This window comes from Kocuria massiliensis (assembly GCF_900169715.1).
GTDB classification, from domain to species: domain Bacteria; phylum Actinomycetota; class Actinomycetes; order Actinomycetales; family Micrococcaceae; genus Rothia; species Rothia massiliensis.
The window spans coordinates 541084-566422 of the sequence record NZ_LT835161.1; the positions used below are offsets into that span (position 1 = coordinate 541084).

Annotated in this window: 27 protein-coding genes, 3 tRNA genes and 1 pseudogene; 17 read left to right on the forward strand and 14 right to left on the reverse strand. The window is 61.5% G+C overall.

The features are described from left to right. Window positions 1-133 precede the first annotated feature (133 nt). A tRNA-Thr gene (locus tag B9Y51_RS06705) sits at window positions 134-205 on the forward strand. 54 nt (window positions 206-259) lie between these two features. Beyond that, a tRNA-Met gene (locus tag B9Y51_RS06710) sits at window positions 260-333 on the forward strand. Between the two features lie 179 nt (window positions 334-512). Here B9Y51_RS06710 and B9Y51_RS06715 read toward each other — a convergent pair. Continuing rightward, complete coding sequence (locus B9Y51_RS06715) at window positions 513-701, reverse strand: hypothetical protein (protein WP_082156876.1); 189 nt, start codon at window positions 699-701, stop codon at window positions 513-515. Between the two features lie 157 nt (window positions 702-858). Between B9Y51_RS06715 and B9Y51_RS06720 the strand changes: the two genes are divergently transcribed. The 4 genes from B9Y51_RS06720 (at window position 859) to B9Y51_RS06735 (ending at window position 3710) form a co-directional block, all read left to right on the forward strand. Beyond that, a complete protein-coding gene (locus B9Y51_RS06720) occupies window positions 859-1317 on the forward strand; it encodes an FAS1-like dehydratase domain-containing protein (RefSeq protein ID WP_085529216.1) in 459 nt (152 codons plus the stop codon). A gap of 2 nt (window positions 1318-1319) precedes the next feature. Next, a complete protein-coding gene (locus B9Y51_RS06725; RefSeq protein ID WP_085529217.1) occupies window positions 1320-1781 on the forward strand; it encodes a MaoC family dehydratase in 462 nt (153 codons plus the stop codon). A 148-nt stretch (window positions 1782-1929) separates the two neighbouring features. Continuing rightward, window positions 1930-3015 carry a UDP-N-acetylmuramate dehydrogenase gene (locus B9Y51_RS06730; protein WP_085529706.1) on the forward strand — a complete coding sequence of 362 codons (1086 nt, stop codon included), beginning with the start codon at window positions 1930-1932 and terminating at the stop codon, window positions 3013-3015. A gap of 188 nt (window positions 3016-3203) precedes the next feature. After that, complete coding sequence (locus B9Y51_RS06735) at window positions 3204-3710, forward strand: PGPGW domain-containing protein (protein ID WP_085529707.1); 507 nt, start codon at window positions 3204-3206, stop codon at window positions 3708-3710. Here the strand turns inward: B9Y51_RS06735 and B9Y51_RS06740 are convergent. The 8 genes and pseudogenes from B9Y51_RS06740 to B9Y51_RS06770 all read right to left on the reverse strand — a co-directional run bounded on the left by B9Y51_RS06740 (window position 3707) and on the right by B9Y51_RS06770 (window position 12024). Then, window positions 3707-4147, reverse strand: a complete 441-nt coding sequence (locus tag B9Y51_RS06740) for a GntR family transcriptional regulator (protein ID WP_082156875.1) — start codon at window positions 4145-4147, stop codon at window positions 3707-3709. The two genes, B9Y51_RS06735 and B9Y51_RS06740, sit on opposite strands and share 4 nt — an antisense overlap. A 5-nt stretch (window positions 4148-4152) precedes the next feature. Then, complete coding sequence (gene asd, locus B9Y51_RS06745) at window positions 4153-5298, reverse strand: aspartate-semialdehyde dehydrogenase (RefSeq protein WP_085529218.1); 1146 nt, start codon at window positions 5296-5298, stop codon at window positions 4153-4155. A 91-nt stretch (window positions 5299-5389) separates the two neighbouring features. Next, complete coding sequence (locus tag B9Y51_RS06750) at window positions 5390-6022, reverse strand: dihydrofolate reductase (RefSeq protein ID WP_245826089.1); 633 nt, start codon at window positions 6020-6022, stop codon at window positions 5390-5392. Window positions 6023-6030: 8 nt separating this feature from the next. Continuing rightward, the gene (locus B9Y51_RS06755; RefSeq protein WP_085529220.1) at window positions 6031-6858 is read right to left on the reverse strand and encodes a thymidylate synthase; all 828 of its coding nucleotides are present in this window, start codon (window positions 6856-6858) and stop codon (window positions 6031-6033) included. Next, complete coding sequence (locus B9Y51_RS06760; RefSeq protein ID WP_085529221.1) at window positions 6851-7795, reverse strand: NUDIX hydrolase; 945 nt, start codon at window positions 7793-7795, stop codon at window positions 6851-6853. The genes B9Y51_RS06755 and B9Y51_RS06760 overlap by 8 nt, the downstream gene beginning before the upstream one ends. Before the next feature lie 61 nt (window positions 7796-7856). Then, a complete protein-coding gene (locus B9Y51_RS11345; RefSeq protein WP_425432075.1) occupies window positions 7857-10151 on the reverse strand; it encodes an RNA degradosome polyphosphate kinase in 2295 nt (764 codons plus the stop codon). Window positions 10152-10157: 6 nt separating this feature from the next. After that, window positions 10158-11198, reverse strand: a pseudogene (gene mshD, locus B9Y51_RS11350) (mycothiol synthase); the annotation flags it as partial. Between the two features lie 136 nt (window positions 11199-11334). Beyond that, window positions 11335-12024 carry a winged helix-turn-helix transcriptional regulator gene (locus B9Y51_RS06770; RefSeq protein ID WP_085529223.1) on the reverse strand — a complete coding sequence of 230 codons (690 nt, stop codon included), beginning with the start codon at window positions 12022-12024 and terminating at the stop codon, window positions 11335-11337. A 265-nt stretch (window positions 12025-12289) separates the two neighbouring features. On the opposite strand from B9Y51_RS06770, the gene B9Y51_RS06775 reads away from it, so the two are divergent. The 3 genes from B9Y51_RS06775 (at window position 12290) to ygfZ (ending at window position 14901) form a co-directional block, all read left to right on the forward strand. Then, complete coding sequence (locus B9Y51_RS06775; protein ID WP_048683004.1) at window positions 12290-12976, forward strand: hypothetical protein; 687 nt, start codon at window positions 12290-12292, stop codon at window positions 12974-12976. Window positions 12977-13156: 180 nt separating this feature from the next. Next, the gene (locus B9Y51_RS06780; protein WP_048683000.1) at window positions 13157-13765 is read left to right on the forward strand and encodes a nitrobindin family protein; all 609 of its coding nucleotides are present in this window, start codon (window positions 13157-13159) and stop codon (window positions 13763-13765) included. Then, window positions 13762-14901: a CAF17-like 4Fe-4S cluster assembly/insertion protein YgfZ gene (gene ygfZ, locus B9Y51_RS06785; RefSeq protein WP_085529224.1), complete on the forward strand. Its 1140-nt coding sequence runs from the start codon at window positions 13762-13764 to the stop codon at window positions 14899-14901. Before B9Y51_RS06780 ends, ygfZ begins: the two co-directional genes overlap by 4 nt. A 100-nt stretch (window positions 14902-15001) precedes the next feature. Here ygfZ and B9Y51_RS06790 read toward each other — a convergent pair whose 3' ends face one another. Further along, window positions 15002-16033 carry a 6-phosphofructokinase gene (locus B9Y51_RS06790; RefSeq protein ID WP_085529225.1) on the reverse strand — a complete coding sequence of 344 codons (1032 nt, stop codon included), beginning with the start codon at window positions 16031-16033 and terminating at the stop codon, window positions 15002-15004. A 169-nt stretch (window positions 16034-16202) separates the two neighbouring features. After that, window positions 16203-17414 (reverse strand): pyridoxal phosphate-dependent aminotransferase, encoded by a 1212-nt coding sequence (locus B9Y51_RS06795; protein ID WP_048682994.1) that lies wholly within the window; start codon window positions 17412-17414, stop codon window positions 16203-16205. A gap of 255 nt (window positions 17415-17669) precedes the next feature. On the opposite strand from B9Y51_RS06795, the gene B9Y51_RS06800 reads away from it, so the two are divergent. The 8 genes from B9Y51_RS06800 (at window position 17670) to rplL (ending at window position 23087) form a co-directional block, all read left to right on the forward strand. Further along, window positions 17670-17742 (forward strand) — tRNA-Trp (locus B9Y51_RS06800). Between the two features lie 94 nt (window positions 17743-17836). Beyond that, entirely contained in the window at window positions 17837-18121 is a 285-nt protein-coding gene (gene secE / locus B9Y51_RS06805) for a preprotein translocase subunit SecE (RefSeq protein ID WP_048682992.1), read from the forward strand. 84 nt (window positions 18122-18205) lie between these two features. Further along, window positions 18206-19054, forward strand: coding sequence for a transcription termination/antitermination protein NusG (gene nusG / locus B9Y51_RS06810; protein WP_085529226.1), 849 nt, complete (start codon window positions 18206-18208; stop codon window positions 19052-19054). Between the two features lie 240 nt (window positions 19055-19294). Then, window positions 19295-19723: a 50S ribosomal protein L11 gene (gene rplK / locus B9Y51_RS06815; RefSeq protein WP_030015100.1), complete on the forward strand. Its 429-nt coding sequence runs from the start codon at window positions 19295-19297 to the stop codon at window positions 19721-19723. Between the two features lie 132 nt (window positions 19724-19855). Then, entirely contained in the window at window positions 19856-20551 is a 696-nt protein-coding gene (gene rplA / locus B9Y51_RS06820; RefSeq protein WP_048682988.1) for a 50S ribosomal protein L1, read from the forward strand. Window positions 20552-20708: 157 nt separating this feature from the next. Further along, window positions 20709-21749 (forward strand): ABC transporter ATP-binding protein, encoded by a 1041-nt coding sequence (locus tag B9Y51_RS06825; protein ID WP_085529227.1) that lies wholly within the window; start codon window positions 20709-20711, stop codon window positions 21747-21749. 291 nt (window positions 21750-22040) lie between these two features. Then, window positions 22041-22580 (forward strand): 50S ribosomal protein L10, encoded by a 540-nt coding sequence (rplJ, locus tag B9Y51_RS06830; protein ID WP_048682983.1) that lies wholly within the window; start codon window positions 22041-22043, stop codon window positions 22578-22580. Between the two features lie 120 nt (window positions 22581-22700). Continuing rightward, entirely contained in the window at window positions 22701-23087 is a 387-nt protein-coding gene (rplL, locus tag B9Y51_RS06835; protein WP_048682981.1) for a 50S ribosomal protein L7/L12, read from the forward strand. Between the two features lie 104 nt (window positions 23088-23191). Here the strand turns inward: rplL and B9Y51_RS06840 are convergent, their stop codons facing one another. From B9Y51_RS06840 to B9Y51_RS06850, 3 genes are read right to left on the reverse strand one after another with little or no spacing between them, the layout of a single operon-like run. Further along, window positions 23192-24391, reverse strand: coding sequence for a molybdopterin molybdotransferase MoeA (locus B9Y51_RS06840; protein ID WP_085529228.1), 1200 nt, complete (start codon window positions 24389-24391; stop codon window positions 23192-23194). After that, a complete protein-coding gene (gene mobA / locus B9Y51_RS06845) occupies window positions 24388-25050 on the reverse strand; it encodes a molybdenum cofactor guanylyltransferase (RefSeq protein WP_158088266.1) in 663 nt (220 codons plus the stop codon). The genes B9Y51_RS06840 and mobA overlap by 4 nt, the downstream gene beginning before the upstream one ends. A gap of 7 nt (window positions 25051-25057) precedes the next feature. Continuing rightward, window positions 25058-25336, reverse strand: a complete 279-nt coding sequence (locus tag B9Y51_RS06850) for a MoaD/ThiS family protein (protein ID WP_218189206.1) — start codon at window positions 25334-25336, stop codon at window positions 25058-25060. Between the last annotated feature and the right edge of the window lie 3 nt (window positions 25337-25339).

Here is a 25339-nt window from a genome sequence, read left to right on the forward strand (position 1 = left end):
CCCTCTCCGCCTGATCTGTTTCTGACGCGGAGTGGACGAGGTGAGGGCCAGGCAGAGGTGACATCGTGTGGCGAGAAACACTGGCTCCTCAATTTGTGTAAGCCTTGAGGCGACGGTAAAGTTATATGTCGTTGCCCCGATAGCTCAGTGGTAGAGCGCCATCTTGGTAAGATGGAGGTCCCGGGATCGATTCCCGGTCGGGGCTCTCATGGTGAGGGCCTGCGTGGAGCACATGCTTCACGCGGGCGCTTTCATGTCTGGCGGTGTAGCTCAGCTGGTTAGAGCGCACGACTCATAATCGTGAGGTCGACGGATCGAGCCCGTCCACCGCTACAAGAACCCCTGTTTGACGAGGTAGAACCTGTCAGGCGGGGGTATTTTTGTGCGCTGGAGAGCTGCGAATTCCACTGGGCATACGTCCGGTAGCGCCCCTCAACTCGCCGTAGCGCGGTTCCAGGGTTTTCCTTCCGTTCGACGGTGGGTGACGTCACCTCCACCGCCGTCGGGGATGCCTAGCGTCGACGTCGATCCCTCTGTGATGTGTCGTCCTTGCCGAACACTCCCACGGCTACCCACGCCAGAGCTACCAGGGCACCTCCGATGACTGCGTAACCCCGTGGAGGAACCTCAAAGGCCGCAAAGCCTACGCCGTAGAAAATGCTGATAGCTAGGGCGATGAAGGACAGATATTTTCGGTTCATGGGGCCAGTCTGACACTCTCGGGTGTGAACTGCACCATAATCACTACTGGTGACAAGCGAGGTCTTCGGTGTGGGCGGAGTCCCGGTAGAGTTGACCGAGGCATAGCGGCTCTCGTTCGCACGCTGACGGGAGTCCAACGATGGCACGAGGAGAAGCATGTCTGAAACGAAGGGCATAGCCGAAGACCTGCAAGGACGCACCTATACGGGTGCTCCGGTCTATTCGGTGTCCCGAGAGAAAATTCGAGAATTCGCGAATGCAGTCAAGGCACAGTCTCCGGCGCATTTTGATCTAGAGGCCGCCCAAGCACTCGGATACTCGGACCTGGTGGCCCCGGTGACTTTCGCAATTATTGTCAGCCAGGCGGCCGATGCGGAGTTCATACAGGACCCGACGGCAGGTATCGATTTCACCCGGGTGGTGCACGCGGACCAGCGTTTCACTCATCATCGGCCGATCGTTGCCGGTGATGAGCTCTCCACGACCGTTCACGTCGATTCCGTACGGACCATGGGAGCCGGAGCCTTGGTAACAACTCGCGAGGAAATCGTCGATCAACGCGGCGAGCCGGTTTCGACCGCCGTATCGTCCCTCCTGGTGAGGGGTGAGGAGTAGACATGCAGCATCCCACTCTTGAGTCCTTGGAAAAAGGGCAGGTGATCGGTCGTCGCGAGATCCCCGTGACTCGCGCAGATTTGGTCCGCTATGCCGGCGCCAGCGGAGATTTCAATCCCATCCACTGGAATGAGCGGTTCGCGACGGCCGTTGGGCTGCCCGGCGTCATCGCTCACGGAATGTTCACCATGGGCGCGGCCGTGCAACTCGTTGAGGAATGGGTTGGAGACCCCGGACGCGTCGTCGACTATCAAACACGCTTTACGAAGCCCGTTCCGGTACCTGACGCAGACGGCGCCCAAGGCCCAGACCACGGCGGAAACGTCATCACGGTCGAAGGAAAAATTGGTGCCATAAACGCGGAGGAATCGACCGTGCGTGTCGACTTGGCCGTTTCTGCCCCCGATGCTGAGGGCACCACGCAGAAGGTGTTGGTTAAAGCTCAAGCCGTCGTGCGGTTGTGACCTGCGATGGGTCGCTCACGATTCCTATCGCGGAGCGACCCATGCTGGGGGCCGGTGTCAGGCACGTCTATCGCTTAGAGCAGGGCCTTCGCTCGTCACGGCGGCGCCCAACGCATTCTGAGTATTGCTCCCGGGTAGAATGGCCTGCGTGACTGAGACCCTTTTGAGCGAATTGACGACCATCGGCGTCGGCGGCCCGGCCCGCCGCTATGTGCACGCAGGCAGCGAGGAAGAAATCGTCGATGCCGTGCGTGCGGCCGACGAACGCGGCGAACCCGTGCTTCTCTTGGGCGGCGGATCGAATCTCGTCGTCTCCGACAAAGGGTTCGACGGCACTGTTATTCATGTTGCCTCTCGCGGGATGTCGCTCGAGGACCACGGCGAATTCGTGATCCTGACTGCGGCCGCCGGAGAAATATGGGACGACGTCGTTCGCTACACCGTCGAGCAGGGCCTGACTGGGCTCGAAACCCTCTCCGGTATCCCAGGGACGGCGGGAGCCACCCCCGTGCAAAACGTGGGAGCGTACGGCACCGAAATCTCTCAGCACTTTGAATCCGCTCTCGTTTACGATCGCAAGACGGCCGAGACCACGACATTTCGCGGCGACGACCTCGACTTCGCGTACCGCGACTCCCTGTTGAAAAGGGAAATTCACGGCGGTTCACCCAGATACGTCGTCTTGTCCGTGCGCTTCCGGGTTGAACGCAACCGTCAATCCCAACCCATCCGGTACGCCGAGCTGGCTCGTCGATTGGGTGTTGACGTAGGTGAACGGGCCGAGGCCGAGACCGTCCGTCAAACGGTTCTGGGACTGCGCGCGGGGAAGGGAATGGTCTTGGATCGTTCCGACCGGGACACGTACAGTACCGGGTCGTTCTTCACGAACCCCATCATTCCCACGAGCGAGCAATCTCGGGTTCCCGAGGACGCCCCACGTTACCCGGTGCTGGATCCGCACGGGGAGGTGGACCCGTCCAAGATCAAGCTCTCGGCCGCGTGGTTGATTCAGCACGCAGGCTTCGACAAGGGCTTCGGCTTGGAGGGCGAGGCACGGAAGCTCGCCGGTGGACGCGTGAGCCTCTCGACCAAACACACGCTGGCCGTGACGAACCGTGGGGGAGGCACCTCAGGCGACGTTCTCGCGATTGCCCGTGCGGTGCGCGATGGCGTACGCGAGGAATTCGGCGTCACCTTGGAAGCCGAACCGGTCATCATGGGATTCTCCCTCTGACCCAGATTGTCGGGAAACGACCAGGTTTCACTGTCAAACTCGGACCACCGAGGTTGCGTTCATCGCATTCCCCGTGATCGGTAGATCGGCGTCGGTAAACTGAGGAGTGTGGCGGGCGGGTCTCGCCTGGCTTGTGGGGGAGCCGAAGTTCCCTCATCGGAACCCACCTCGGAGAGAAGGAGCGCCGCGTGGGCATCGAGAGAGAAATCGAGCAAGGCCAGCAAGAGGGCCGCCTTCATCAGGCGTTGCATCGTTTCCGGCGGTTCACGAGTCGGCACCCGCTTCTTGCGCTGTTCCACAAAATCGTGGTCTCTGTGGTGGGCGGGAGCATCGTTTTAGCCGGCATCGTCATGCTGGTGACTCCTGGCCCAGGTTGGCTTGCCATTTTTCTGGGCCTAGGAATTCTCGCGACCGAGTACCCTATCGTGCATCGATTCAATCAGTGGGCCAAAGCTAAGGTCGTCCAGGCATGGCACCGGTTCATGCATTGGCGCGCTGATCGTCAAGAACGTCGAGCGGCCAAACGCGCCCGTCGCACACGCGAACGGCTCGCCCGAATCCAACACCGGGAATTCCTCGACGCTCAGTTCCGGCGGAGCCACAACTGTGCTCCCCACCGTCCACTTCGAAGCAAATCCTTGGTGATTCCGGCGTCGCGGGAACGGGCCGGTCTGCAGCGATTACCGAAAGTCTAGAGGGAATCCTCATCGAGGACCCGGCGGAGAATCGCCTCCGCTTCCTCCCCATAGATGCCGATCTCCGCTAAAGACGCAAGATACTTCCGGGTCATGCGCAACGCCCTCGTCTCCACCTGGGATTTCGGCCGAATATAGCTTCCAGCCCGGCCCTTGGTTTCGATCACGCCTGACGCCTCGAGCTCCTTATAGGCCTTGGCAACGGTATTAATCGCTAGCCCCAATGCGGCCGCAAGCTTTCGGACGGGGGGAATGCGCGTGCCTGATTCGAGCTCCCCAGTATGGCGCGCTTCGACGAGCCGACGGCGCACCTGAGCATACGGAGGTACGCGGTTGGTCGTGCTGAGGGCAAAAAAGGTTCGGGTAGCCTCCGGATCGTCCCAATCTATTGTCCGGGGGCGAAGCGGGGCGAGTGGAGTCGCTGGGCGATCGGTCATGAAGATCAGATCTCGGTAGACCCGGTGGCGATTTTGAGCATGCGACGAACCGGTTCGGCTGCGCCCCACAGGAGTTGGTCGCCCACGGTAAAGGCCGAAATATACTCCGGCCCCATCGCCAGCTTTCGGATCCGTCCGACCGGGATCGTGAGCGTTCCAGATGCCGCTACCGGTGTCAGATCCCTCACCGTATCTTCCTTGGTATTGGGCACGACCTTCGACCACTCGTTGTCTTGGTCAATGATCCGCTCGATCTCCTCAACGGGGATATCTTCCGTCAACTTGAGTGTCAGAGCCTGTGAGTGCGAGCGCATGGCGGCGATCCGGACACACAAGCCGTCCATGATGACCCGATCTGCGCCGTCGAGGCCCAAAATCTTGTTGGTTTCGGCGTCGGCCTTCCACTCTTCCTTCGACTGGCCATTGCCCAGATCGGCGTCGATCCAGGGGATGAGCGAGCCCGCGAGGGGAGCGCCGAATTCCGCGACGTCGAGCCGGTCGGAACGCTGGAAATCGAGGACCTTCCGATCAATCTCGAGAATTGCCGACGCCGGGTCTTCAAGCTCAGCCGCAACGCTACCGGAGATATCGCGGAAACCCTTGAGCACTTCGCGCATATGCCGCGCACCGCCGCCAGAAGCAGCCTGGTAGGTCATGGCGGTGGTCCACTCGACGAGGCCCTGGCGGAAGAGTCCGCCGAGGCCCATGAGGAGACAGGAGACGGTGCAGTTGCCGCCGATGAAGTCTTTGATGCCGCGTTCGAGGCCTTGGTCGATGACATCGCGATTAACGGGGTCGAGGACGATGACCGCGTCGTCCTTCATGCGCAAGGTCGAGGCGGCGTCGATCCAGAGGCCATTCCAACCACGGGCGCGTAATTCCGGATGGATCTTTTGGGTGTAGTCGCCGCCCTGCGTGGTCACGATGATGGGTAGGCGTGCCAGGGCATCGAGATCGTAAGCATCGTGCAGAACGCCAGGTTCTTCGACACCGCGGAAGCTCGGGGCCTCGCCACCAGCGTTTGATGTCGAGAAAAACACGGGGGTGATTCCGGCGAAATCGCCTTCTTCCTCCATGCGATGCATGAGGACGGATCCCACCATGCCACGCCAGCCGACAAAACCTACAGTATCTCCGGGCCGAAAAGTCATGGTTACCACTTTAGCGAGTTACATAGTTCCGCGTCTGCATCGGCCGGTCACAGACGAGGTGGGGCGTCATAGAGAAATGTGCAGGGCGTGCTCAGCGGGTGTATTCGAGGAACCGGTAGGCGACGGCGGCCGAAACGTGGGAGCCGGAAGTATCGGCCACGGCCCCGCGTTCTTCGATGCCATCACCCAGGAGGCGAGGATGCCACTCGGACCCCAACTGCGGTGCGGTTCGATCGCCGTCCACCCTGACCTGAAGCTCCGTCACGAGTGCTCGGGTCACCCGACCGTCGACCACGCCCGGGACCTCTGTGAGGGCCAGGGCTTGGGCGTAGACCTGGGCACCCCCGATGATCCAGATCTCTGGAGCCTTCGGACACGACGTGGTGGCGAGGCCTATTGCGGCCTCGAGGCTCGAACACCAGAGGGCGCCGTCGTGCAAGACGGCTTCCGGGACGTTTTCTGACACTTCGTCACCCTCACTGGGGGCGGGGAGAGCGCGCGTCACGACGATGTTGGTGCGCCCCGGTAACGGCCGAAAGCGAGAGGGAAAGGATTCCCACGTGGGGCGACCCATGATGACAGGGCAACCTGAGGTGTGCTTCTTGAAGAATGCGAGGTCGGCGGGGACTGACCAGGGCATGGTGCCCGCGGCCCCGATGATCCCTCCTGCCGCCTGGGCCCATATCGTCGAGAGTCGTGGTGCCTGAGGCGCTACTTCGGACAAGCTCGAATTCATACGGCTTTAGGCGCCCTGATCACGGGGTGCGGGTTGTATCCAGAGACGGTGAGGTCTTCGAACTCGTAGAGATCGATGGACTCTCTGGGCTCGATGCTGAGGGTGGGGTAGGGACGCGGCTCACGGGAAAGTTGTAATTCCACCTGCTCGCGATGGTTGTCGTAGATGTGGCAGTCGCCGCCGGTCCAGACGAACTCCGCCGGAAGCATCCCCACTTGCTCCGCGACGAGGCTTGTCAGCAACGCATAGGAGGCGATGTTAAATGGCACGCCAAGGAACATGTCGGCCGAACGCTGATACAGCTGACACGAGAGTCGATCCGGTCCGTCGTCGGTCGGCTCCACATAGAACTGGAAGAGCGCGTGACACGGAGGCAACGCCATCTCATCCACTTCTGCGGGATTCCAAGCGCTCACGACGTGCCGACGCGAATATGGATTCGCCCGCAAAGACTGGATGACCTTGTCGATTTGGTCGATGGATTCACCGTTCGGTGCAGGCCACGATCGCCATTGTGCGCCATAGACCGGCCCCAAATCTCCGTTTTCGTCCGCCCATTCGTCCCAGATATGGACGTTGCGCTCTTGCAACCAGCGCACGTTGGTCGAGCCGCGAAGGAACCACAAGAGCTCCATCGCGATGGCCTTGAACCTCACCGTCTTCGTGGTGAGAAGGGGAAACGACGTCGAAAGGTCATACCTCAGCTGGCGTCCGAAAACGGACGTGGTGCCGGTGCCTGTGCGGTCGGATCGGTGGTTTCCGTGGGCGAGGATGTCCCTGAGAAGGTCTTCATAGGGTGTGGGGATCGTGGAGGTATCAGTCATCGAAGGGCTCAATCTTTTCCACCGAAATGACGCGATCACGGTGCTTGATGCTGAGGTCCGACACGAGCATCTGACCGGGAGCCAGATATGGATCTTCCGCTGGCAATTTTGCCTTCAGCTCTTTCGGGAGGTGATGTCCCACGACCTTGAGGATTGTGGGCAGTACCGGACGATGCGTGCAGACCACCGTAGAATGATTCGAGTCGAAGAGCGACTCCATGAGCTTTGCCGCCTTGGCGGGTTTGCGCTTGTGCTCCGCTTCGGTCAGGCGGTTCTTCTCCTTGATGGGCAGCCCGTTGGCCTTTGCATAACCGGCCACGGTTTGCATGCACCGCATCCAGGGGCTCGAGATAATGCGAGAAGGCTTCCATGCATCCAGCAGACGCCACACCGCGTGCGCCTGTCGTTTCCCCGTGGCGGCCAAGGGACGATCCCCTTCCGCGCGGGACCACGAAGAACGCGGCTTGGCTTTGGCATGGCGCACTATCATGAGCTGACGGGTCCGCAGATCATCCGCCTCGTATAGTTCCACGAGCCGGTCCAGGGGATAACGATCCGAAGAATTCGTCAACAAAGAGCGAGCCTTCTCGGGGGAAACCCATTCGAGTCGGTCCACCTCTTTGTCGTCGACCTGCGGCTTCTTGCTCTGGGGGATCTCGGAGGCCCAGTAGTACACGTTCTTGAGGCCAGAGGAAACGCGATAGCTCGTCGTCGTCAGCGGCACACCGAGTGTGATCTTCAGGCCGACTTCCTCACGGACCTCACGCACGGCCGTCTCGGGGATCGACTCGCCGTCATCCAGTTTCCCTTTAGGCCAGGACCAGTCGTCGTACTTGGGGCGATGAATGATCAAGAGTTCAAGGCCCAGAGAGCCCTCGCGCCAACAGAGGGCTCCGGCAGCAATCACCGCGGGCTTGGCTTTGGAAGAATCTGACATCGGCGGAATGGTTCCTTTGGTGGGGGAGCGAACTGATGAGTCGGAATGACCCGACAGGGGTTTACTGACCGGGGTAAGTACCTCGAGGCGAACGAGACTCCATGAGGTACGACTGGACATCCCGCAACGGCTTCCCGTTCTCGTCGCGCGAGTGACGAGTCCAGGTGCCTTCGGAATCCAAGTGCCACGTGGAGGTCTTGTCCGACAAATACAAAGCCATCATGTCCAAGAGGTACTTGATATGTACAGGATCTTTGATCCGGACGAGCGCTTCGACGCGACGATCCAGATTCCGGTGCATCATATCCGCCGAACCTATGTACGCCACCGGCTTGCCGCCGTTTTCGAAGGTGAAGACCCGGGAATGCTCCAGGAATCGGCCCAGCACGGAGCGCACCGTGATGTTGTCTGACAAACCGGGTACCCCGGGGCGTAGGGCGCAGATGCCACGAACGACGACGTTCACCTCCACACCGGCCTGGGAAGCGCGGTAGAGAGAGTCGATGATCGCTTCGTCCACCATCGAATTGCACTTGACCTGAATCTTGGCATTCAGCCCAGCGTGCTTGTGAGCGATCTCTCGGTTGATTCGGTCGATGAGTCCGGAGCGCAACGAGCGCGGAGCAACGAGGAGAGACTTGAAGGACGTCTTGGGGGCATAGCCCGACAGCTGGTTGAACAACCGAGAGACATCCTCGGTGACCTGGGGATCCGAGGTCAGCAAGCCGAGGTCCTCGTAGAAGCGGGCGGTTGAGGGGTGGTAATTGCCGGTACCAATGTGGCAATAACGGCGAAGGCCATCCGGCTCCTTGCGCACGACCAAGCAGAGTTTGCAGTGCGTCTTGAGCCCGACGATTCCGTAGACCACATGGACGCCGGCCTCTTCCAGCTTGCGAGCCCAAGAAATGTTGGCCTGTTCATCGAAGCGGGCCTTGATCTCCACGACCGCGAGAACCTGCTTTCCGGCCTCTGCCGCCTCGATGAGAGCGTCCACGATCGGCGAGTCGCCGGAGGTCCGGTACAGCGTCTGCTTGATGGCCATGACCTGCGGATCGGCCGCGGCCTGCTCGAGGAAGGCCTGGACGCTCGTGGCGAAGGAATCGTACGGGTGCTGGAGCAAGACGTCGTGCTCGCGAGTTGCAGAGAAAACGTCCGCAGCCTTCGACGTTTCCGCCGCATTCAAATAGCGGCTCGTGTGAGCGATGTGCTTCGGATAGTGCAACGCGGGCCGGTTGACCTTCGCGACGCTTGACATTCCCCGCAGATCCAGCGGGGCCGGCAAGCGGTACACCTCGGAATCCTCCACGCGCAATTCGGAGACCAAGAGATCCAAGATCGCCGGATTGATGGAGTCTTCGACCTCCAGACGGACGGGCGGCCCAAAACGCCGGCGCAACAGCTCCTTTTCGAGAGCTTGCAGCAGGTTTTCGGCGTCGTCTTCTTCGACCTCAAGGTCCTCATTCCGAGTCACACGGAAGACGTGGTGCTCCACAACCTCCATGCCTGGGAAGAGCTGGTCGAGGTGCTGGGCAATGATGGCTTCCAGCGGAATGAACCGGGCGGTTCGTGACGGCGAATTCGCGTTGCGTGAGCCGTCGACCGAAATCATGCGGTCCAGCTGATCCGGAACCTTGATGCGGGCAAAGAGTTCCTTGCCAGTCTGCGGGTTACGGACGATCACCGCGAGGTTCAAAGAGAGCCCCGAGATATACGGGAACGGGTGTGCGGGGTCCACGGCCAGAGGCGTCAGGATGGGGAAAACGCGCTCCTGGAATTGTGCGCTGAGGCGTTCCCGAGCGGCCGGTTCCAGGTCATCCCAACCGACGATGTGCAGCTTGGCCTTTTCAAGTTCCGGCAGGACCTGCTTCTGGAAGACCTCGGCGTGACGCAGCTGCAAACGGTGAGCCGACTCGCTGATGAGCTCCATTTGCTCGTCTGGGGTCAGGCCGGCCGGCGTGGGTACGGCGATTCCGGTCGCGATGCGACGCTTGAGGCCCGCGACGCGCACCATGAAGAACTCGTCCAGGTTGGAGGCCACGATCGATAGGAAGCTCAAACGCTCGAGCAGGTAGAGCGACGGATCCTCGGCGAGTTCGAGCACGCGGGTATTGAAATCGATCCATGAAGATTCACGATCGGCGAATCGTTCAGGGCCGAAGTCTCCCTGCAACAACGGGATGGAATAGTGTTCGGGAGCCTCGATGCGGTCGCCCCGGGTCTCGGCTCTTTCGATCTTAGAGATGGTTGAGGCTCCTCCGGGATGCGTCAGATTGTGTTGACCGTTGTCTTCAGCCGCTCGGCCGTCGGAACCTGCACCAGCTGCAGAAGTATTCGTGGACGTGCCGGGCGCGTACATCGTGTCGACATCCCACGGGCGGAATCCCAAGGAACGGTACAGCGCGACGGCGGCCTGGTTGTCCGCGTCTACGTACAAGACGATGGCCTCGAGCGGGCTCTCTGCACCGTCGTTGCCGATCTTGGCTAGGTAGTCCATCCCCCGCAACGTCAGGGCCCGGCCGAGCCCGGTTCCTTGAGCGTCCGGGGACACGCCTACGGCGTAGACCTCGCCCTCGCGCTCGCCGTCTGGCTGGTCCTCAATCTTGGTCCAGTGGTAGCCGAGCAGCGCGGGACTTCCGGTCGAATCCTGCAGAGACTCGGCGAGGAAGAATCCTTCCGGACGGAACCAGGATTCTTTCTGACGGTCGCGGAGATCGGAAACCCCCAACTGGCCTTGCTCGGGGTGATCCGCGAAGGCCCGCGCATTGAGTCGAACCCACGCTTCGGCGTCGGAATCTTCGAAGGACCGAACCCGAACTGGTCCGCGGGGGCTGTGCTCCTCGGCCTTGGTCGCAATGTGGGCGCGAGTCTTGGGGTTCAATTCGAGGCGCATCTTCCAGAGTTCCCGTACGGGGGTGTATCCGAAGACTTGGGCGAGATGCGCGGCAGCCAGGGGAGCCGAATAGTCCTTCGACTCGGCGGATTCGCCTGAGCCATGAACCCACACGCGGTATTGGGCGGCAGCATCTCCCAATCCCTCATTGCCGAGGAGGAACTCGGCGATGTTGCGGCCGACGCCGCCTGCTCGGTACTCGGGGAGAACGGTGCCTTCCACCGTGCCCGTGGAATCGGGGTCTTCCGGGGCGGTGGCGATGGCAACGCCCACGAGCTTTTCACCATCGTAGGCCGCGACGATCACGGGGTCAGTGGCGTCTTCAGAGTTCTGAGCAGCCCGGCGAAGTTCCACGAGGGTCTGCTCGGAGAAAGGGCTCGCGCCGTCGTGGGCCCGAACGGTGTGCGTCAGGTCGTCGATTTTCTCCGCGAGGTCGCTAGTCGGCCTCGCGAGGCGAACGGAGTATCGAGAAGATGGTCCATTGAGCGCAGAATTCACCGCGTACCTACCCATTCCGAGTCGATTCCAAACTGGTCGGGTCGGCCCCGACGCGTCATATCCCACTCTACCCACTCGGAAGGTGGCTCATGGAGGAGGTCTGGGGCGAAAGTCCCTCCGAGTCGCCGTCACCGTGAAGAGGCATTAAACCTCAAGCATCCGAGGCCGGATGGCGCAACTCAGTGAAGCTGTATCCGACGTTGCGGACCGTGGTGATCAGCTGATCGTGATCCGGGCCGAGCTTGGCGCGGAGGCGCCGAATATGTACATCGACAGTTCTGGTTCCGCCGTAATAGTCATAGCCCCACACCTCGGAGAGCAGTTGAGCCCGGGTGAACACCCGGCCGGCGTTCAGAACCATGAACTTCAGGAGCTCAAATTCTTTGTAGGTGAGGTTGAGCGTGTGGGTTCCCGCTTTGGCCGAGTATGAAGCCTCGTCCACGACGACGTCGCCGCACCTCAGCACGTCCGAATCGCTCTGCTCATCATCGGTTCGAACTCCCGCGAGCCGGATCCGGGCCTCTACCTCGGCCGGTCCCGCGGTGGTCAACATGACGTCGTCGACCATCCACGAGTCGGAGACCGCGGCCATGCCCCCTTCGGTGAGCACCATGACCACCGGTACGCCAAGCCCGGCGCCCTTAAGCATTTGGGCGGTATTGCGCGCGGTGACGAGGCCTTCACGGCCGTCGAGGAAAATGACGTCTACGTCAGTCGATTCGATCTCGGCGGCGGGCAGGTTCACCGGACGAGCCGAAACCTTGTGGTTCAAAAGCTCGAGGGAGGGCACCGGTTCGGAACCCGGCGTCGTGGTGTCACTGAGCACCAGGATTGTGGCCATGAACCTGTACCTTCCGGATCGGGCGGTTATGCCCGGCGGCGCGGGGCGCCCCAGGGGACGATGAACGGAGATACCGGGCCCACGGGCCGAGGTATCGCTGTGGCACCGTTGCCATTGTCCGTCAGTATAAGGTGATGGGTCCCATCAAGCCCGCCAATGTGTTGCGTTGTTTGACGGTTCGAGCTGGATAGACTGAAAATGACGAACCGCGTCGAAAGGCGCAGGGACGGGTAGACAGCACGCCGCAGAACATTTCGGAGGGATCATGGCGCACAGCGAGACGTCGACGGGTACGTACTCGTTGCGCACCGTCGGCACCGAGGGCAAGCAAAGATACTGGCTGGTGGCCGTGTCGAGCATCGTGGCGCTCGTCGCGTCGCTCGCTGGCGCCGTCATGTCGCCAGAGTGGTCCATCGTCGCGACCGCCTTGATGGTTGCGATCATTGCCTGGGGCTGGCCGGCGGCGTCGGGGCTCACGGACCTTCGCGGAGCCAAGTGGGTTCCAGCCCACAACATACTTTTTGCGGCCTGCGGGTGGGTGAGTTGCGCCGTCGTGTATTACGCCCCTGTGGGACGGCTGTTGACCCTCTTGCCGGCGGTCGTGGCCGTAGGCATCGTGGTGGCTTTCCTCATGGAATTGTTGCGTGGCGAGGGTGCCGCCGCCCGGCTCGAATCGATCATTACCGCCTCGGTGGGCGTCTTAACCTCGGTGAGCGCGGCCGGGTGGGTCGGGATGTCCCTCGTGCATCGTCATAGCCATGCCCCGGTGATCGTGTGGGGGAGCGGTGTCGTCGTCGCGATCTGCATTGGGATCGTCGGAGCACGGATGATCTTCGCGGGGCCTTCGGGCGGGCCGAGGCGAGGAGCCATGACCCTCGGCGTCACACCAGTGGCTTTCCTCGGAATTCTTGGATATGCCGGCGCGATCTTCATCGAGCGCGTGATAGTTTGAGCTCATGATCATTGCACTGGAAATCCTCTTTTTGACCCTCTTGGGGCTTGCCTCCTTGTCGATTCTCGGATGCGCCGCATTGGTGATCAGCGGCCTCTTCCGGGGACAGAAGTAGCCCCTACTCTTCGATTCGATAGCCCGAGCATAGATGCTCGGGCTATCGGCGTTTAAGATGGTCATATGCCTATTGAGATTCCGTCAGATTTGACCCCCGAACTAGTTCCCTTCGCGTGGCTTTTGGGCCATTGGGAGGGTGTTGGCGTACTGGGATACGCAGAAGCCGAGGAGCGTCAATTCGGCCAGATCGTCGATTTCACGCACAACGGCCAGCCATACCTCGAATATCGAGCGGAGTCCTATCTCCTGGATGAGGAGGGCAACCGCACTCGTCTGATTACCGTAGAAACCGGATTCTGGCAGCTTGACCGGAAGCTGGGGGACTCGGACCTCGGCCCAGGCCTCTTGCCCGGCTCTGAGGAGGCCGTTATCACTACGGCTTCGGAGGTTGAGAAGCTCCGCAACTCGGATAACGGTTTCGACATCCTCGCGACCATCAACCATCCCGGGGGAGTCAGCGAACTCTACGTGGGAGTCATCGAAGGACCTCGCATCCAAATGGCCACCGACGCCGTGATGCGAGGAGCCAACGCCAAGGAGTACACCGCCGCGTCGCGAATGTTTGGGCTCGTCAACGGCGAACTCATGTGGGCCTGGGACATGGCCGCACAGGGGCAGCAGCTTTCGTCGCACGCCTCGGCGCGTCTGCGGAAGGTGGACGAGGCCGCATGACCTATACCTCCCCGATCCTCTCGGTGCATGGAGCGGTCGAGGCCTCCGGGCCTGATGCGGGCGTGGCCGCTCATTATGGCGATCCCATCAAGGAACAACGTCGTCTCGAGCGTTCCGCCGATGGAAGCCCTGCCGCCGTTGACCTATCCCACCGAGGGGTAGTCAGCGTCACCGGTGACGATCGTGCGAGCTGGTTGACGACCTTGTCCTCGCAGGTCATCTCCGGATTGCCCGTGGGCACCAGTTCGGAACTGACGCTCCTCTCCGCTCAAGGACGCATCGAATTTCAACCACACGTGATCGTCGGCGCAGAGGCCATCTGGCTCATCGTGGAGTCCGGGCAGCAAGAGGCGCTCGCGACCTTCCTCGATTCCATGCGCTTCATGTTGCGGGTCGAGGTCAATGACGTGACGGCGAATTATGCCGTGGTGGGTTCCACCCGTTCGCTGGCGGGGCGGGCCGGGGTGCCCGACGACGTCGCGGAGTGGCAGGATCCGTGGCCGGCGATTGGGCCGGGCGGCACGTCGTACTCCGCCGTTGAAGCTCATCCTGGTGAGGAATGGGAGTACTGGGAAACTCTGGTTCCCCGGACCCTACTCGGTGAATTGACCGTCGAGTGGTGCGGGAGCTGGGCGTTGGAAGCATTGCGCATTGCCGCCTGGAGGCCTCGCTACGCGACGGAAGTGGACGAAAAATCGATCCCGCACGAACTCGACCTGATGCGAACGGCCGTTCACCTCAGCAAGGGGTGTTACAAGGGGCAGGAAACCATCGCTCGAGTTCACAACCTGGGCCATCCGCCGCGCCGCCTGGTGTTCCTTGATGTAGATGGGTCAGAACACACCCTCCCCGAGGTGGGGGCCGAGGTCTTCGCACCCGGCGGAAAACGTCCCGCGGGACGGATCACGAGCGTCGCGCTCCATCACGAAGCCGGTCCCATTGCGCTCGCCGTCATTAAGCGCGGGGTGGACCCGGAGGAATCTCTGATCATCCGAGATTCAACCTCGCATGTGGAAGCAGGGGCTGAGACGGAAGGGTCCGTCACCGTGGAATACGCGGCGGCCCAGACTGTTGTGGTCAGTCCGGACGCCGGACAAGCCGTCGGGCGTCGAACTCGCGGGGATTTCTTGAAATGATCCGACGCGTCCACTGACTCACGACGACGGGGCGCCGCTTCCTTAGCTGGAAGCGGCGCCCCGTCGTCGTGAGACTCGAATGGACGTGCCGTCGCCTGGATTACCGTCCGAAGAGGATCTTGGCCTCGTCCCAGCGGTGCTGGGGCACAGATTTCAGGCCCTTGAGCGCTTCGGCAAAGTCGACGCGGTCGATGTCCGTTCCGTGAAGGGCGACCATCTTGCCCCACTCGCCGTCGTGAATGAGATCCACCACGGCCATGCCGAGTCGAGTCGCGAGGACGCGGTCGAAGCCCGTCGGCGCGCCACCGCGCTGGATGTGACCGAGAGTTGTATTGCGGGTCTCGATGCCCGTCATTTTCTCGATCTCCCGGGTCACGTATTCGCCGATGCCGCCAAGACGGGGGCGGCCGTCTTGCTCGAGTCCTTTCTCGTGCAGAACGTCATCCATGCCTTCGGGAATGAACCCTTCGGCGACGACGACGAGCGGTGAGCGTCCGCGTTCGTGGACCTCACGAACCCAGTCGGCCACCTGCGTCATGGGAACTTTTTGTTCGGGAATCAGTACCGCGTGGGCACCGGCTGACATCCCGGAATGCAAGGCGATCCACCCAACATGGCGACCCATGACCTCGGCAACCATGCATCGGTGATGTGACTCTCCGGTGGTGCGGAGCCGGTCCATGGCGTCGGTTGCGATAGACACGGCGGTGTCGAAACCGAAGGTGAAATCGGTGGCGTTGAGGTCATTGTCGATGGTTTTGGGAACGCCCACGACGGGCAAGCCAGCATCGGAGAGGCGTTTGGCGCCGGCGAGGGTGCCTTCACCGCCGATGGCCACGACCGCGTCGATGGAGTGTTCGGCGAGGACACGGGAGATGTTCTCCGGACCGCCCAAGGGGCCCTCGAAGGGGTTGGTGCGAGACGTGCCGAGAATCGTGCCGCCGGTCCGGGCCAGGCCGCGGACTTCGGCGCGGGGAAGGTCCATGATGTCGGCTTCCAGGAGGCCCCGCCACCCGTCGCGGAACCCCACGAATTCGTCGTCGTATGTTTTGACACCGTTGAGAACAGCGCCGCGAATCACGGCGTTCAAACCGGGGCAGTCGCCACCGCTGGTGAGAAGTCCGATTTTCATGGGGTCTCCTTGCATTGATCCAGCCAGAATGCTAATTCCAGTGTAGCGAATTGTTGCGAACTTGTGGATCCCCACACCGGTGGAATCGGCAAGGGGCATCCCGCGTCATGAAATGCGGGATGCCCCTGGAAAATGATGTGGGATTGTGTGGGATTTTCGGCGCGGGAGCCTACCGTTCCGCGGTCGCGAGGAAGCGCTGGATGCGCCCCAATCCTTCCTGGAGGTCGTCGTCCGAGAGGGCATATGACAACCGCAAGTACCCGCTCGGGCCGAAGGCCTCGCCGGGAACTACGGCAACTTCAGCTTTCTCCAAAATGAGATCCGCCAGTTCTGCGGACGTCGTCACCGTGCGACCTGCCAGGGTGGCCCCAAGGAGACCGGTGACGTCAGCGTAGGCGTAGAAGGCGCCCTTCGGCGTAGGGCAGGTGACGCCGTCGATCGCGTTCAAACCGTCGACAATGGTGCGACGGCGCCGATCAAAGGCTTCTCGCATACGGTCTAGTTCGTCCTGGGGGAGAGTGAGTGCCGCCAAGGCGGCACGCTGGGCGATGTTGTTGACGTTCGAGGTGAGATGCGACTGCAGGTTGGATGCGGCCTTGATGACGTCGGGGGCGCCGATCATCCAGCCCACCCTCCAGCCGGTCATGGCGTAGGTTTTGGCCACGCCGTTGAGGACGATGACGTTCTCTCCAAGCTCAGGCGCAGCGGTAGCGATCGAGGTGAAAGGGGCGTCGTCGTACGTGAGGTGTTCATAAATTTCATCGGTCAGGACGAAGATGCCCTTCTCCGCGGCCCACGCACCAATGGCTGCGGTCTCCTCCGGGGTGTAAACCGCACCCGTCGGGTTCGAAGGGGAGACGAAAATCAGTGCCTTGGTGTGAGGCGTGTATGCCTCCTCCAGCTGATCCACGGTAACCTTGTATTCCTGGTCCGAGCCGGCGAAGACTTCGACCGGGCGCCCGCCGGCTAGCCGGATAGCTTCCGGGTAGGTGGTCCAATACGGCGCAGGAAGGAGGACGTCGTCTCCTTCATCGATCACGGTCGCAAACGCCTGATAGACCGCCTGCTTACCGCCATTGGTCACGATCACCTGCGAGGGGTCCACCGAGTAGCCAGAATCGCGCAGGGTCTTCTCCGCAATGGCGCGCTTGAGTTCCGGCAGGCCCGTGGCGGGCGTATACCGGAAGTTCGAGGGGTCGTTCAGTGCTTCTCGCGCGGCGTCCACGATGGGGGCGGGGGTCGGAAAGTCCGGCTCGCCTGCCCCAAATCCGATCACCGGGCGACCTTCGGCCTTGAGCGCCTTCGCTTTGGAATCGACGGCGAGTGTGGCAGAGGGTGCGATGGCCGCGATGCGCGAGGAGATGCGCTCGTGAGTGGACATGATGTTCACTTTCGTTGAGGACGGGGACGGTGATACCCATCATAGGTGCCAAGGCGGGAACGACACACGCTCGTGACCAGGCTGTGGACGACCGTTCAGGCTTCGCATGGGGCTTCATGTTCCAGAGTGATCCACGGCAAATTGCGATGATTCGGCAAACTCGCTAAAGTGAACGTTCGGTGCTCGCCACCGCGGATCGCTCATGCCTGCAAGGCAACGAGGTGATGCGAAACGGCGAACGACGGTCTCCGTCGAAGGGCAGTGGCGCAATTGGTAGCGCAGCGGTCTCCAAAACCGCAGGTTGCAGGTTCGAGTCCTGTCTGCCCTGCATATTCATCCCCTCACGAAGACCTCATTCGTGGCATATAGTCGAGAACGTTGCACAACGTCCAAGCCATAACGTCAGAAAGGGGCGGTACCGAATGGCTAGAGCTGCCGCTACGGGAGCCGCCGAGGAAGATGCCAGCACGAGCAAGCGCGGCTTCTTCGGACGTATTCTTTTATTTTTCAAGCAGGTCATTGCCGAACTTAAAAAGGTCGTCAGCCCCACTCGGCGCGAATTGGCAAACTACGTCGTCATCGTCCTGGTGTTCGTGGCCTTCATGATGTTGCTGATCTTTGGCCTGGACTACCTCTTCGGCCAGGGAACATTCTGGCTCTTCGGTGACGGAACCTTCGGGCAAAAGCCCGCCGGCGGCCAAGGCTAAGTCCAGACCATTCAGACGATCTCGTCTGGCGACCAGGTGTTTGGTTGCGCGGGCGTGAGAACCCCCAAGAAAGCAGGAAACGCAGTGTCCGAGCAGGAACTCGAGAACTCCGCCGAAAACCAGGTTGAAGAGGCCTCGCCCGAGCAGGCTGAGCAGGCCGCGGCTGCGGAGCAGTCCAGCCAGTCCGGATTCGAACAAACGGAATCGGCCCTGGTCTCCTCCGCGCAGGAAGATTCCGCGGCCTCTGACGACGCTTCCGATGACTTCGATGACACGGTTCAGGACGCGGCGGATGCGGCAGACGCAGCCGACGAGGTCGATCCGATGCAGGAATTCCGTTCCAAGTTGCGCCGTCAGGAGGGCGACTGGTTCGTCATCCATACCTACGCGGGCTACGAAAATCGGGTGAAAACTAACCTGACCACGCGTGCTCAGTCGATGAACATGGAGGACGATCTCTTCGAGATCCAGGTCCCCATGGAAGAGGTCGTCGAGATTAAGAACGGTCAGCGGAAGACCGTGCGCCGTGTGCGCATCCCCGGTTACGTGCTGGTACGCATGAACCTGACCGATGAGTCGTGGGGCGTCGTCCGCCACACCCCGGGTGTCACCGGATTCGTGGGCCAAGATGCCTACAACCCGGTGCCGTTGCGACTCGATGAGGTCGTCGACATGCTCGCACCGGTCTTCGAGGCCGAGCAGGCCGAGGCGGCCAAGGAAGCAGGCGAGCCCATCCCGGAGGCGGTTGCGCCGCAGCTCAATGTCGGCTTCGAGGTTGGCGAATCCGTCATCGTCAAGGAAGGTCCGTTCGAGACGCTTCCGGCGACGATTTCCGAGATCAAGCCCGAGGCTCAGCAGCTCGTGGTCCTCGTCTCCCTGTTCGAACGCGAGACGCCCGTGACCTTGAGCTTCAATCAGGTCACCAAGATCTAAGATTCCATCTGGAAACCGTCGGCGCGGCTCCTTCCCACGTGGGGAGGGCCGCGTCGTCGCGTTAAAGGGTGAGATTCGTCCCCTCAGGTGGAGAATCAGCGAAGGCAAGGTCTAAGATGGTGATCGCGTGTGCTCGTTAAGCTTTGGCGAGCCTCCACGCCGGGTCGCCGCGCCACGGTGACCCACCGCCGCCGTACGCTCCTGTGCGACGGTCAGCCCCGTTTACGAAAAGGACCTCCATTGGCTCCCAAGAAAAAGGTCTCAGGCCTGATTAAGCTGCAGATCCAGGCAGGCGCCGCTAACCCGGCACCTCCGGTCGGCCCCGCGCTCGGTCAGCACGGCGTCAACATCATGGAATTCTGCAAGGCATACAACGCTGCAACGGAATCCATGCGCGGAAACGTGATCCCCGTGGAAATCACGGTCTACGAAGACCGTTCCTTCACGTTCATCACCAAGACCCCTCCGGCCGCCGACCTCATCAAGAAGGCCGCCGGCGTCGCAAAGGGTTCCGGTGTTCCCCACACCAACAAGGTGGGCAAGATTTCGATGGATCAGGTCCGCGAAATCGCCGAGACCAAGATGCCGGACCTCAACGCCAATGATCTCGACGCCGCGTCGAAGATCGTTGCCGGAACCGCCCGTTCGATGGGCATCACCGTCGAGTAATTCCCTACTAGGGATTTCTCGAAATAGACCATAAATTAAGCCCGCGTACGTCGCGGGAGGCCCCACACGAAGGGGCCGGTGGCAGGGCCCGCGCGGTCCGAGAGACCACAACTGCACAAGGAGAAATAGCAGATGGCACAGCGCAGCAAAGCGTACAAGGAAGCCGCAGCCAAGATTGAGCAGGACAAGCTCTACGGCATCGGCGAAGCAATCGCCAAGGCTCAGGAGATCAACTCCTCCAAGGCCGACGCGACCGTTGAGGTCGCCCTTCGCCTTTCGGTTGACCCCCGTAAGGCGGATCAGATGGTTCGCGGCACCGTGAACCTGCCGAATGGCACCGGTAAGACCGCCCGCGTGGTCGTCTTCGCTCAGGGTGACAAGGCCGCAGCGGCAGAAGAAGCCGGTGCTGACTTTGTCGGTTCGGACGAGCTCATTGCCAAGGTTGCTGACGGTTGGGTCGACTTCGACGCCGCCGTGGCTACCCCGGACATGATGGGCAAGGTCGGCCGCCTCGGTAAGGTCCTCGGCCCCCGTAACCTCATGCCGAACCCGAAGACCGGCACGGTCACGATGGACGTCGTCAAGGCCGTTGGCGACATCAAGGGCGGCAAGATCGACTTCCGTGTCGACCGCAACGCCAACCTTCACTTCATCATCGGTAAGGCCTCGTTCGATGCCGCTCAGTTGGAAGAGAACTTCCGCGCGGCTCTCGAAGAGATCGTTCGTTTGAAGCCGTCCTCCTCGAAGGGCCGCTACATTTCGAAGGTCACCGTGGCTACCACGTTCGGCCCCGGCGTTCCCGTCGACCCCTCGGTTGCCGAGAAGTAAGACGTTCCCCGCCGCGCCGGAGGTTGCCTGAGCACCTGCGGCACAGCATGAAGGCCCCGATCATCGATGTGATGATCGGGGCCTTGTCATATCCAACCGGCGTGGAGAGGTAGGCGACGTAGACTAGAGGGGTTGTACTCGGTGAGGAGTCGGTCGTATGGGCTTGGAATTCAGGGGCATCGAAAAGAATTTCGGTGGCGAGCCGGTACTGCGCGGCGTCGACCTCACGCTAGAGACCGGCAAGATGCTATCCGTCGTCGGGCCATCCGGTGGAGGGAAGACCACTCTTGTGAGACTGGCCGCCGGGTTGGAGCGCCCCGATGCCGGACACGTCACCATCGAGGGTCGCCCGGTGCGCCTGGGCGAGATTTCCGTGGCATTCCAGGACACCCCGCTCTATCCACACTTGACGGTCTTGGAAAATGTGCTTTTTCCGCTCAAGCTCGCAGCCGGCCGCTCCCAGAATGCAGGGGACATAGCGTCTCGGCGTCGTCGGGCTCACCAAGCGCTGGAGATGATGCGCATCGGTGAGCTTGGGCCCCGTCGTATTCACCAACTCTCCGGTGGGCAGCGTCAACGCGTCGGTATTGCCCGGGCCCTTGTGCGAGACGTCAACCTGTATCTCTTTGACGAGCCGCTGGCCCACCTGGATCCCGCGTTGGCGAGAGTCATTCGAGAAGATCTTCGTTCCGTTCAGCGTCAGCAAGGGCTCACCATGATGTATGTGACGCATCATTTGGAGGAAGCCTTCGCCTTGGGCGACACCGTAGCCGTTGTGAGGGACGGAATGGTGGAGCAGCTCGGGACTCCCTGGGAACTGTGGAACCAACCCGCGACGCGATTCGTTGGGGAGTTCCTGGGGAGTTACCCCATGAACTTCGTGGAGTCGCCAACGGGAAAGCTTCTGGGTTTTAGACCCGAGCACTGTGTGGTCCGCTCGGTCCCCTCTGCGAGTCACGGCACGTCGATGACTGACGGGATCAGGACTCGAGTCCGCGTGACCGGATCCAGTTTCCTGGGCGAAGAAACCCTGCTCGATGTGGAATCTGAGTCTCAGCAGCAACGGCTGCGGGCGATCGTGCCTTCTTCGGAGAAGGCGGCAAGGGCCATGCGAGGGGAATGGGTTGAATTGTCCGTACCGCCAGGCCGCGTCCATGAGTTCGACGCGAAGACCGGAAACAGAGTTCTGGCATCTTAGGCGAGACCACAGAGAGTGAACTACACCGCATCTCAGGGTTCAGGGTGGTCCTCAGGGCACCGATGTGGTTTACTGGTAACACCAAAGACCGCCGGTCGTATGTTTCTCATGCCCGTCAGGGTGTGTTTATCCGCCATAAGAGTTCCCGCAAGGAACGGCCAGCGCAGGTGAACGTGACACACTAACCTCCGTGCATTCTCATGTGCGTTGAGGGTTGCTGTGCCCCGCCATCTGCGCGGGGCATTTTTTGTAGGCTCATGGGCGTCCGGCAATCAGACCGGAAGGAGTACCATGGCGACACCGGAAAAGGCAGCCGCTGTATCGGAGTTGAAGGAGCTTTTCTCCAACTCGGATGCCGCTGTTTTGACTGAGTATCGTGGGCTCACCGTGGCAAAGCTCAAAGAGCTGCGCCGTTCCCTCGGTGAGAACGCTGAATATGCCGTGGTGAAGAACACGCTGACCGCCATTGCGGCCAGGGAAGCCGGCATCGAAGGCCTGAACTTCGATGACCTCAACGGCCCCACCGCCATCGCCTTCATCACCGGGGAACCGGTCGAGGCGACCAAGAGCCTGCGTGACTTCGCCAAGGACAACCCCCAGCTGGTCCTCAAGAGCGGTTACTTCGAAGGTAAGACGCTCAACGAGGACGACATCAAGAAGCTTGCGGATCTTGAATCTCGCGAGGTGCTTCTGGCCAAGGTTGCAGGTGCCGCAAAGGGCACGCTGTCCAAGGCTGCTGCACTGTTCCAGGCACCGCTCTCCAAGACCGTTCGCACCGCAGAGGCCCTGCGCGCGAAGGTCGAGGAGCAGGGTGGAGAATCCGCTGCCTAAGACGTCCCCGGACGTCATCAACGGGACACCGTTGGCCCTGCGCCTCAGCCTGGGGAGCAGGAGAACGCAAGATCCGTTGCGGGAATCCACCGCAACAAGACATGAGAAGGAGCCAAACACATGGCTAAGCTGACCACCGAAGAACTCATTGAAGCTTTCAAGGAACTCTCCCTGATCGAGCTGTCCGACTTCGTCAAGGCCTTCGAGGAGACCTTCGACGTCACCGCTGCTGCTCCGGCCGCAGTTGCTGCCGCCCCGGCCGCCGGTGGCGACGCCGGTGCTGCTGCTGAAGAGCAGAGCGAATTCGACGTCGTTCTCGAGTCCGCTGGCGACAAGAAGATCGCAGTGATCAAGGAAGTTCGTGCCTTGACCTCGCTCGGCCTCAAGGAAGCCAAGGACCTCGTCGACAGCGCTCCGAAGGCTGTCCTCGAAGGTGCTTCCAAGGAAGACGCCGACAAGGCCAAGGAGCAGCTCGAGGGCGCCGGCGCCACCGTCACCCTCAAGTAATTCCTTCCGGAATTCTTTGGTTGAAGGCCTTCCCACCTTGCGGTGGGGAGGCCTTCTCCCGTTTAACGGTTAGGCACCCTGCGAGTATCAAGGATCCGCGGGCCTCAGAAGGGTGATCGCAGGTGGATCATTCCCACGACGGCGCCTTCGTCGGCTCCCTCATGAGGTATGAGAGCGAAGGCGTCGGCTGCGGCCAAGCCTGAGAGCATATGGGATTGAACTCGAGGCAAAGGCTCGATCATATGGCCTCGAAGGATACTCGGGATCAGCCGGACCCCGGACATGGACAGCGGTCCCACGGTCATCGCTACCCGAGCGTCGTGAACGGCTGGTTCTTCCCTGCCCATGAGTCCTGCCAGCGCAACCGGGGCGAAGGAATAGAGGGCGGTATACGCGGCCAACGGATTTCCTGGAAGCGCCAGAACGAGGCGGTCATTCGGGAGCTCGGCCAGCAAGGTGGGGTGGCCTGGCCGCATATCCACGGACGAGGCCAGGATTCGTGTGGCATTCTGCTCAATCACCTGTCGTGCAAAGTCTTGGCCGGACCCTCCGGAACCACCGGTGAGGATGAGTAACCGTTCCGACGACGTATCGATCCATTGCTCCACGGCGCGATAGTCGTCATGGAGTCTGTCGCAGTGGTTGACGGCGCCGCCCCACCCGGAGATGAGCGCCGGAAGCGAGTCGGAGAATGCGTCTCGGACCTCGCCAGGACGTGGTATTCCCCGTTCAATGACTTCGTTCCCGGTGAGGGCAAGAGCAACCGGAGTCGGGCGGAACACCGGTGCCGTATCGACGCCGCAGGCCCCCAGATGGGCGATATGGCGCGGGTTGAGGAAGGTTCCGGCCGGTAGGAGCAGACTTCCGAGGGGCAACTCTTCGCCTGTTCGTCGGATGTCTCGCCCCGGGACGATGTCGTGCCCGGGCTGAGGCCGAACATATCCGGAGTTTACGTGCGCGTGCTCCGACCGAAGAATCCCCTCGGTGCCCTCCGGCAAGAGCGAACCGGTGAGCACCGGACAGGCCGTTCCCGCGGCAACCGAGTGATGGCCACGATGAAGGTTTTCTCGACCGGAGGCCTCGTGGGGAGCGAAAAGAAGCCGCCACGGGGGCGGTCCCGACACCGCGTATCCGTCCATCGCGGAAGAATCGAAATGTGGGATGGGTACGGGCGAATGGATGGGTTCGGCGAGGGTGTGGCCTAGAGCCGCGGACACGTCCAGATTCGTGGTCTCAGCGAGGCCACCGAGTCGCGATGCAGCGGCGTAGAGATCCTGGCGGGCCCCCTCCCAGGACTTCCTCATGAGTCCTCCTCGCCGGTGACCGAAGTAAAGCCCAAAGTCACGGCATCCTCCCACGTATCGACGTCGGCTCCAGCCGCGTGAGGAATCGGCGCCTCCACGAGATTCAGCTTGGAGAGCCGTGACCGTATCGACGCTCCAGCGGAATCGGGCCCGAAAGCTTGGAGTGCGGCGCTCCAACGAACCAAGCTCAGAAGCGGTTGCCAATGGTGATCGTCAATGCCGACGGCGGCGTCCACGGTCGCCTCCGTAGATTCGACTGCCTTGCGTAACGCGGTGAATCCGGGTCCCGACTGGGGCATATCCGCCGCCGTCAGATAAACCCATGGTTCGGTACGGGATTCTGCGTCGTCCTGCGGCGACAGCAGACGTCCCACAGCGACCAGCCCCGCATGGATTGCGGCGGCCGGCCCCGAAAAGGGCGGGTCCTCGCGGGTGACTGTGGTGCCCGCAGGCACGGGCAGGTCTTGAGGCCCCACGATGACGCATCGTTCACTGGGTACGTCTGCCCATCGGCTCAGCTCGCGGAGACTGTGCTCCAGCAAAGTACCCGAAGAATCGCGGAGTAGCGGCTTATCGGGAGTGGGTGCGGGAGCTGTGTGATGAAGGCGCGATGACCGCCCGCCGGCCAGTATGAGCGCAAAATATTCTCGGCGAATCACGGAGCCGTCATCCACCGGCAAAGGGGGGCATGATGTCCAGCCGGCCGGTGGACGGGACGGCGTCTTCCCGACGGGAGGATGTGCCGTCGACCAGGAAGGTGCACCGTGCGAAGACCTCCGTCAAGGTTTTTCCGGAGGCCCGACCTTCCGTGTGCGTGGAGCCAAGATGTGCCAAAACATCCGCCAAGGTCGTAGGAGAGCCGTTGCCTAGGGCCGATATATCTAACTCTTCGGTCTCGACGCCGCGGGCCGCCTTGGCAGCGGCAAAATAGTGGACGGTCAACACAGC

What these genes read in the sequence shown, in the direction of transcription:
- B9Y51_RS06715 (WP_082156876.1), bottom strand. Translation starts at nt 701, where the DNA reads ATGAACCGAAAATATCTGTCCTTCATCGCCCTAGCTATCAGCATTTTC.
- B9Y51_RS06720 (WP_085529216.1), top strand. Translation starts at nt 859, where the DNA reads ATGTCTGAAACGAAGGGCATAGCCGAAGACCTGCAAGGACGCACCTAT.
- B9Y51_RS06725 (WP_085529217.1), top strand. Translation starts at nt 1,320, where the DNA reads ATGCAGCATCCCACTCTTGAGTCCTTGGAAAAAGGGCAGGTGATCGGT.
- B9Y51_RS06740 (WP_082156875.1), bottom strand. Translation starts at nt 4,147, where the DNA reads ATGACCGATCGCCCAGCGACTCCACTCGCCCCGCTTCGCCCCCGGACA.
- asd (WP_085529218.1), bottom strand. Translation starts at nt 5,298, where the DNA reads ATGACTTTTCGGCCCGGAGATACTGTAGGTTTTGTCGGCTGGCGTGGC.
- B9Y51_RS06755 (WP_085529220.1), bottom strand. Translation starts at nt 6,858, where the DNA reads ATGACTGATACCTCCACGATCCCCACACCCTATGAAGACCTTCTCAGG.
- B9Y51_RS06760 (WP_085529221.1), bottom strand. Translation starts at nt 7,795, where the DNA reads ATGTCAGATTCTTCCAAAGCCAAGCCCGCGGTGATTGCTGCCGGAGCC.
- B9Y51_RS11345 (WP_425432075.1), bottom strand. Translation starts at nt 10,151, where the DNA reads ATGTACGCGCCCGGCACGTCCACGAATACTTCTGCAGCTGGTGCAGGT.
- B9Y51_RS06770 (WP_085529223.1), bottom strand. Translation starts at nt 12,024, where the DNA reads ATGGCCACAATCCTGGTGCTCAGTGACACCACGACGCCGGGTTCCGAA.
- B9Y51_RS06775 (WP_048683004.1), top strand. Translation starts at nt 12,290, where the DNA reads ATGGCGCACAGCGAGACGTCGACGGGTACGTACTCGTTGCGCACCGTC.
- B9Y51_RS06780 (WP_048683000.1), top strand. Translation starts at nt 13,157, where the DNA reads ATGCCTATTGAGATTCCGTCAGATTTGACCCCCGAACTAGTTCCCTTC.
- ygfZ (WP_085529224.1), top strand. Translation starts at nt 13,762, where the DNA reads ATGACCTATACCTCCCCGATCCTCTCGGTGCATGGAGCGGTCGAGGCC.
- B9Y51_RS06790 (WP_085529225.1), bottom strand. Translation starts at nt 16,033, where the DNA reads ATGAAAATCGGACTTCTCACCAGCGGTGGCGACTGCCCCGGTTTGAAC.
- B9Y51_RS06795 (WP_048682994.1), bottom strand. Translation starts at nt 17,414, where the DNA reads ATGTCCACTCACGAGCGCATCTCCTCGCGCATCGCGGCCATCGCACCC.
- secE (WP_048682992.1), top strand. Translation starts at nt 17,837, where the DNA reads ATGGCTAGAGCTGCCGCTACGGGAGCCGCCGAGGAAGATGCCAGCACG.
- rplA (WP_048682988.1), top strand. Translation starts at nt 19,856, where the DNA reads ATGGCACAGCGCAGCAAAGCGTACAAGGAAGCCGCAGCCAAGATTGAG.
- B9Y51_RS06825 (WP_085529227.1), top strand. Translation starts at nt 20,709, where the DNA reads ATGGGCTTGGAATTCAGGGGCATCGAAAAGAATTTCGGTGGCGAGCCG.
- rplJ (WP_048682983.1), top strand. Translation starts at nt 22,041, where the DNA reads ATGGCGACACCGGAAAAGGCAGCCGCTGTATCGGAGTTGAAGGAGCTT.
- rplL (WP_048682981.1), top strand. Translation starts at nt 22,701, where the DNA reads ATGGCTAAGCTGACCACCGAAGAACTCATTGAAGCTTTCAAGGAACTC.
- B9Y51_RS06840 (WP_085529228.1), bottom strand. Translation starts at nt 24,391, where the DNA reads ATGAGGAAGTCCTGGGAGGGGGCCCGCCAGGATCTCTACGCCGCTGCA.